Here is a 2,005-nt window from a genome sequence, read left to right as displayed (position 1 = left end):
AGACAGGAACAGCAGCGAGCGCATCAGGCCGCCTTCTTCAGCATCATCGCTTGCCTGGTGCATTTGGCGACCAGATCGCCATGCTGGTTGTAGGCGCGGTGCTCGAATTCGACGATGCCACGGTCGGGCTTCGACTTGGACTCGCGCACCGAGACGACCGATGTTTCGACACGGATGGTGTCGCCATGGAAGACCGGGTGCGGAAACACGGTTTCCTTCATGCCGAGATTGGCGACCGTGGTGCCGACCGTGATGTCGTTGACCGAGATGCCGATCATCAGGCCGAGCGTGAACAGCGAGTTGACCAGCGGCTTGCCCCATTCGCTCTTGGCGGCGAAATCGAAGTCGATATGCAGCGGCTGCGGGTTCAGCGTCATCACCGAAAACAGCATGTTGTCGCTCTCGGTGACGGTCTTGCGCAGCGTGTGCTGGAAGACATGGCCGACAACAAACTCCTCGAGATATAGCCCGGCCATTTCCGTCTCCTGCGCTGTCTGACGGTTGATAGGCGCTGCATCCAGCGCTCGCAAGCCAGTTAATGAACATGGTGAACCGTTCGTAAACCATTTCTGCCTACCGTCTTCACGGGGCCGGAAACCTTCCGGCTAGGGGCGTAAGCAGACGGGCATGGTTGTTGTTTCGCATTTCCTGAAATGGATCTACACGGCCAGGGTGTCGGAGCGCGCCGCCGCGGCCAATGCGCTGGCCCGGGCCTATGTCAATTCCGAATTGCCGTTCGAGGACCGCTGCGCCGCCGAAGCGGCGCTGACGCTGCTGCTCGACGACGCCTCGTCGAAGGTGCGGCTGGCGATGGCGGAAGCGCTCTCGATGAGCCACCACGCGCCGCTGCAGATCATAAGCGTGCTTGCCGCCGACCAGCCGGAAGTCGCCGGTGTCGTGCTGGCGCGCTCGCCACTGCTCACCGACGCCGATCTGATCAACCGCGTGGCGGCGAGCCAGAAGGCAACGCAGAAACTGATCGCCGATCGGCCGCTCGTCTCGATGGCGCTGTCGGCGGCCATCGCCGAGATCGGCGAGGCGGAGGCCTGCGCCGTGCTTCTGGCCAACACCGGTGCCGCCATCGCTTCGATGAGTTTCCGCCGCATGGCGGAGCGCCATGGGCATCTGCCTTTGGTGCGCGAGGCGCTGATATCGGATATCAGGCTGCCCGCCGACTGCCGGCACATGCTGCTCATCAAGCTTGGCGAGACATTGAAGACATCGCCGCTGGTCATGGCGTTGATGGGAGCCGCGCGTGCAGAACGCTTCATGCGGGAGGCCTGCGTCAAGGCCTCGGTGACGCTGATCGAAGGCACGCGCCAGGAAGAGCATGCGGCGTTGATCGAGCATCTCAGGCTGCGTGGCGATCTGACCGCGAGCTTCGTGATCCGCACTATCGCGCACGGCAAGGTCGATTTCTTCGGCTCGGCGCTGGTCGCGCTCAGCCAGCAGTCCGAGCCACGGGTGAGGGCGCTGCTGGCCGGCGGGCACGACGTGGCCCTGCAGGCGCTGTTCCGCAGTGCCGGCCTGGCTGCCGCCACGCATGCGGTCATCCTGCGCGCGCTGAAGATCTGGCGCGAGGTTGCCAACGGCAAGCGCGTCGCCGGCGTTCAGGAGGTTAGCTGGCTGATGCTCAAGGAATTGGGCGGGCAATCCGCCGAAGGCGATCTTGCCGCGCTGGTCAAGTCGATCCATCTCGATGCCCTGCGCGAGAACGCGCGCGGCCATGCGCTGGCGATCGCCGCAGCCTAGGTTTTATCCCTCGCGAAGAAATCCGGGAAATCCTCCATCGCCGCGGCGATGATGCGCAGGGACGCCGCGATTTGCAGCATGTCGCCGGTGGCGTTTCTCTGGGCGATGCCCGCCGCGTACTGCCGGGCGACGGCGACGGTCGCTGTTTGCGGATCGCCAGGGGCACGGAAAAGCAGCTCGCGCGCCAATCCCCTCAGGAAGTTGGCGATTGAAAGCGCCGTTTCCGATGGGATGGCATGGTCTTGGCTGGCAC

2 protein-coding genes and 1 pseudogene are annotated in these 2,005 nt (G+C 64.1%); 1 reads left to right on the top strand and 2 read right to left on the bottom strand.

The window, feature by feature from the left end:
• Window positions 1-23: 23 nt before the first annotated feature.
• Entirely contained in the window at window positions 24-476 is a 453-nt protein-coding gene (locus tag EOA36_RS34375; RefSeq protein WP_056572267.1) for a MaoC family dehydratase, read from the bottom strand.
• A gap of 151 nt (window positions 477-627) precedes the next feature.
• Here EOA36_RS34375 and EOA36_RS34370 point away from each other — a divergent pair, with 151 nt between their 5' ends.
• Window positions 628-1,752: a DUF2336 domain-containing protein gene (locus EOA36_RS34370; RefSeq protein ID WP_127281124.1), complete on the top strand. Its 1,125-nt coding sequence runs from the start codon at window positions 628-630 to the stop codon at window positions 1,750-1,752.
• Here the strand turns inward: EOA36_RS34370 and EOA36_RS34365 are convergent.
• Window positions 1,749-2,005, bottom strand: a pseudogene (locus tag EOA36_RS34365) (FUSC family protein); the annotation flags it as partial. The gene EOA36_RS34370 and the pseudogene EOA36_RS34365 sit on opposite strands and share 4 nt — an antisense overlap.

Origin of the sequence: Mesorhizobium sp. M8A.F.Ca.ET.021.01.1.1 (genome assembly GCF_003998025.1) — a bacterium.
In the GTDB taxonomy this organism is placed as follows: Bacteria; Pseudomonadota; Alphaproteobacteria; order Rhizobiales; family Rhizobiaceae; genus Mesorhizobium.
This window is presented reverse-complemented; position numbering and strand designations above follow the sequence as displayed.